The sequence below is a fragment of the Candidatus Zixiibacteriota bacterium genome (assembly GCA_022865345.1).
Classification (GTDB): domain Bacteria; phylum Zixibacteria; class MSB-5A5; order MSB-5A5; family RBG-16-43-9; genus RBG-16-43-9.
Genome location: JALHSU010000273.1, coordinates 1 through 5,368 on the forward strand (window position 1 = coordinate 1; position 5,368 = coordinate 5,368).

The 5,368-nt window shown below is 44.1% G+C and carries 3 protein-coding genes; 1 reads left to right on the forward strand and 2 read right to left on the reverse strand.

Going from position 1 to position 5,368, the window contains the following annotated elements:
- Window positions 1-324 precede the first annotated feature (324 nt).
- The gene (locus MUP17_13020) at window positions 325-3,204 is read right to left on the reverse strand and encodes a dockerin type I repeat-containing protein (protein ID MCJ7459890.1); all 2,880 of its coding nucleotides are present in this window, start codon (window positions 3,202-3,204) and stop codon (window positions 325-327) included.
- A gap of 473 nt (window positions 3,205-3,677) precedes the next feature.
- On the reverse strand, window positions 3,678-4,967 hold the full coding sequence (gene tyrS / locus MUP17_13025; GenBank protein MCJ7459891.1) for a tyrosine--tRNA ligase: 1,290 nt from the start codon (window positions 4,965-4,967) through the stop codon (window positions 3,678-3,680).
- 198 nt (window positions 4,968-5,165) lie between these two features.
- Here tyrS and MUP17_13030 point away from each other — a divergent pair.
- Window positions 5,166-5,368 (forward strand): hypothetical protein (locus tag MUP17_13030; GenBank protein MCJ7459892.1); only part of this gene is annotated, 203 nt, incomplete at its 3' end.

Consider the following 5,368-nt stretch of genomic DNA (forward strand, 5'->3'; position numbering starts at 1 on the left):
CTATTGTCCTTCCTGAGTATAATAGTGCAAAAACTTATTTTGTCAATATGTAAAAGAGTGCAAAAATTCCTTTAGTTAGCATTGCGTATCTGAGCCGGGAATTAACGCGAGTAGGTTTTTTTGAGTCAGAAATGCCTTTCCGCAGGGAAATTGGACAAACCATTTTCTTAAATGTGCATTCGCCTTACGAGGAGGATTACCACTTGAAATGGTTGGTTTTTATCAATATCTTCTGCCTCTTATTCCTGGAATTATTTGTCCGTTTAAAAAAAATCCCTCCCCCTTTCGAGGAAGGGATTTTGCGTTTACTGTCTCGAATTTTAGCTACCGGCCGAGATTCCACCAATTAGGATCGCCGAACAGTCCCGGGCTCCTCACTGCCAAAGTTTTGTGAGTGGAATCCACAAATGGAGAATTCACCAGGAAGCGGTTCTTGTCAATCGGGGCAGCCCCTCTCTTAAACATGAAGTCAACCAAATACACGATGTCAGCTACATTCACGTTATCATCCTGATTGACATCCCCCTGATCCGCAAACTCGGTAGGCATCGGCCCGCTCTTGAAAACGTAAGCGACCAGATAGACTATATCTGCTATATTCAGTTTCCTGTCCCTGTTCACGTCTCCCCGGTAGTACCCCTGCTGGTGCAACACGTGGTAAAGGAAGTGCCTCCAGGCCGCATCACCGCTTGTGCCGATAGGCGTTCGGTATCCCCACTTGAGCCATTTCTCCATTCTCATCTCACCCGAGGCTAAGCTGAAGCTGCTGTCAGCTAGAAGTATCGATTTATCCTCAAAAGCTGTGGGATTATCAGCTCCCCATCCTAGATTTTCCATCCAGTATTTCAAAGAATCCAGATACTGCCCATCATAGATCCTGGCTGTATTGCTTATCCCCCATCCGGTCACTGCTTTATCTCCAACCACAGCCGGTATCTTGGTCACCCCGAAAACCGTATCCGGAGCAGATTGGTCCCACATCCACATCGACCTGTGCACCTGGTCAAAATCTACATTACAGGCGTTGCTTACTCCAATATCATAATCCAGGAATATAGCTGTCTGTAAGCCGGCTATTTCTAAGGCATTAGTGTTGTCGAAAATAAATGCATCCTCGACCACATATTCACAGTCACCCACTCCTCCTGCTGGAACCCAGAACCCAAAGGCATACTCGGTAATATCCAGCCCGGGAATAGATTTCTGCTCGAAACGGTTGGTAAGCTGATAGATATTGTAGTCTCCCGCTGCCCCGGTCACGGTGAAGCTATCCAGAGCCGGTGGACCGGATGGGTTAAAAGTTCGGGCTGGAGAATAGCTTCCGTAGTCGTTATTCAGATCAGACTGGGAGGTTCCCGCCATAATACTTCCCTTATACAGACCGCTGATAGTATTTGCACCGAAGGTAACCGCAAACGCATCCAGTCCGCCTGAATTGTTATTAATCTCATAGGCTTTGGAGCTTTGAACCTCACCTTCCATTCCCTTGGCGCCAGGAGAGACTACAATCGCCTGCTCGATCTCGACTGTGACTGGCAGGGCTGGATTATAAGTCGCCTTATAAGATAGATGTACGGCTCTGAAGTTCTGGTCCTGGAAATTAGCCCAGGTTGCCGTATAATCGGGCAGGTAAACGTAACCTCCGGGACTGGTGGAGGGCCAGGCAGCATTGTAATAATCATGCGAGGCATTGGATGTATTGTCATGAACTAATGGCTGGCCTGGATGAGGATAAGGAATCAAAGAGTCGTGGCAAATTGTGCCTGGCATTCCGCTCTCGGCATTATCCAGAGCCGGGTCACTGAAGGCGAATTTGTAGTTGTAAATGTCCACTCCTGCTAAGGTGACGAAATGACCACCAAATCTTTTCCAGGTGCTGCCATCTAACTGCCAGAATCCCAGAAGCAAAATCACATCTTCAGATGCCTTTAGCTCTTTCTGAAGATACCAGAAATCAGGTTTGTAAACCGTGGTCTCTGTAAACCACCAGCCACCATGGGATTTGATAACAGACAGAATCGCACTTCCTAAACTATCGCATTCGGTACCATTATTCGGGTTCGTTCCTGCTGCCACTGCTATCTCATTGATCAGATTCTGAACGTGAGCCGAATCCAGGCCCCCCCAGGAGGGTTGAAAATCTCCTCTGGCTGAAAACCACCAGACCGAATTAGCACCAGCAGTTGGCCCGCAATAAGCAGGTCCCGGCATCTGATACTGATCAAAATCTGGCACCCCGCAAGGTGCATTCTGATAACTATCTTTGAAGTACCAGGGATTGGGTGGAATAGGACAAGTGTTATCAGATGGGGAATTGCCTCTGGTTCGCACTCTCACCGCGCCGAACGATATGCCGTTCGACACCACGTCAAACCAAGTGTCAGGGTACAAAGACGTTGACCAGTAACTCTGGCAGACTCTGCCTGAATTGTCGGCTATCTCCGAGATGTAGAGATTATATGGCGCAGTCTTGCAGTAGATCGTATCCAAGAAGTCATCCGTGTTCAGGATATGCATGACGGCAAACCAAGGCTCATTCAGGCAGATCGAGTCTCCTAGACCCATATAGGTTTGATTAGTCCCAACTATCAGATGAACCTGATAGACCGGGCCGGTAAGAAGAGAATCTCCGGGAACAGGACAACCATTTACATAAGCCACCTTCCTTATCTCTGGCTGGAGAAGCACAGTACAGGTATCAGAAACGCTAAAAGCAAACATCACCTGTTTAGCCATGAAGGGATAGACAGGATAGGCGCAGCGTGCCAGGGTCCAGGCGGAATCCTCAGGATTTGTAAATGTTGCAATTGCTATCTGGCCCCAGCAGATCAGGAAAGGATTGGGGTTGGTATGTACGTAACAGCAAGGAGCCACCTGATTAGCTATAGTACAAAGGGCAGGCTCCTTTTCTTCCACTCCTTCCTCCATAAGCTCGGTCTTGTCTGTTTTTAATCTTTCCAGCATCTCCGGAGTCATCCCTTTTCGATCCAGGAGCTTCTGAAAATCCTCCAGAGTCCCTACTACCGGCTTGGTTTTAGGTAAATTCACCTGTGGAAATGCCTCAGGTCCAGGACCGGGTTCTGTCTTCTGAATGTGAGTTGGGTTCTTGAGGTTTTGACTTTCTCTTTCCTTTGCAGAAAGCACCACAGAAAAAGCCGTGAAGCTTAAAAGGACGAACAAAACCATAAGAGTACTTCTCTTCATATGATTTCCTCCTTTTGGAAAAAAAAGTGAAATCTGGACTGGTTTACCTTCTTTTCCCTTTAGACATCACCTCCTGTGGTGATAGTACCTTAGTGGTTAAAGGATAAAATGAAAACTCAGAAATTCTTTTTTTAGCTTGTAATCTTAGAAGAAAAGTTAAAACCGATGAGAACCCCTGGAGGAAAATCCAAAAACTCCCTTTTCTTCTTTAGTCCATTAAAGTTCTTTTCCCCTCTTTTTTCTCAAAAAATGAATCCTGAGTTAGATTGTCAAGGAAAAAAATATGAGGAAAGGTCTTAAAAAAAGAAAATCTGATTTGAAAGATCCATCCATCCAGAGAAAGAAAGTATGATCACAATTAGATGAGTCAAAAAAATGGAGGATTTAGTTTTTTAATCTGGAGATTTAACGAACTGCTAAATCCTTAGCAAATAAAACCACTGCTATTCATAAATCTGAGACCTTGATATTTCTCACTCCCCCAAAACTTTTAGAAATTTTCTTTTCCCGACTTTTATGAGTTTTTCGCCGTTGGTTTCTACCTGCAGATTTTCATCTTCAACTTTTTGATTATCTATATATACCCCTCCCTGTTTAATTAGTCTGCGCGCTTCTGAGGAAGAAGAGCAGAGGCCGGTTTCAGTAAGAAGCTTCACGATCCAGATTGTGGGCTTGTCTGTTTTCAAATGGAAAACCTCAATTTTCTCCGGCAACTCTTTTTTCGAAAAGACCTTTTCAAACTCGGCTTGAGCCTTCTCCGCATCTTTCTGGTTATGGTACAATTTCACAATCTCTGACCCCAGTCTTTTTTTCCATTCCATCGGATTAACTTTTTTACCCTCTGACTCTTCTGGAGATCCCAGATATACTTTTTTAATGAAGTGTCTCTCATACTCACGCTCAAGCTCAGCACCCTTTAGCTCTCTTTTTATCTTTTCTAGTTCTTCTTTCGATACATCAGTCAAAAGTTCAAAATAAGGATAAATAAGCTCATCCGGGATAGACATAATTTTACCGAAAATCTCCTCAGGTGACTCATCGATTCCGATATAATTGCCGAGAGATTTGCTCATCCTCTGAACCCCGTCTGTTCCAGGCAGAACTGGCATAGTCAAAATCACTTGAGGAGGAACCCCATACTCTTGTTGAATCTGCCTGGCAGTCAAAAGGTTGAATTTCTGCTCAGTTGCCCCGATTTCTAAATCAGCCTTTATCGCCACCGAATCATATCCCTGCATTATGGGATAGAATAACTCGTGTAAACTGATTGGACTTTGCTCCTTATACCTTTCAGCAAAATCGTCCCTTTCCAGGATGCGGGCTAAAGTGAATTTGGAGGCTAAATGCATGACCTCCTGAAAGCTCATTTTGGAGAACCATTCTCCGTTGAAATGGACTTCAGTTTTCTTCTTGTCCAGTATCTTGAAAAACTGTTCTTGATAGGTCTCAGCATTTTTCCTGACTTCCTCATAAGAAAGCTGAGGTCTGGTCTCAGAGCGGCCTGAAGGGTCACCCACCATTCCAGTGTAATCTCCGATGATCAGCACAACCAGGTGTCCTAATTCCTGGAACTGCTTCAACTTTCTTATTCCCACCGTATGTCCCAGGTGAATGTCCGGCGCAGTCGGGTCAAACCCCATTTTGATGCGGAGTGGCTTATTTTCCTTAATTGACACCTCAAGTTTTTTTATCAGCTCCTCTTCAGGGATGATCTCGACAGTTCCCCTTCTGATCACCTCTAACTGCTCTTTCACACCTAACATTCAACCTCCTGAAACGTAAATTATTTAAAATTGCCCTTGAATCTAAAATCAGAAACTATTTGATTATATAACTATTTTCTAATGAAAATCAAGCCAAATTTTCATACAATACTCTGCATTCAATTTAACAGATATATATTTGACAACATATCGATTTACACTTGACACTTCGAGTGTGAATAATATAAATTGAAAAGTATGCTTAAGATAAAAAATAAGAAGAAGTTTTACATACTGGTAGCAGTAGCTTTATTGATAGTAGTCCTGCTTACCATCTCTCTGGCCAAAACCTACCGGACCTACAGGAAAGACCTTCCCTCCCTTTCTCAACTGCATAATATCGAGCCCAATCTTTCCACCAAACTTTACGGCAGCGATGGAAAGATATTTAAAGAGTTCTA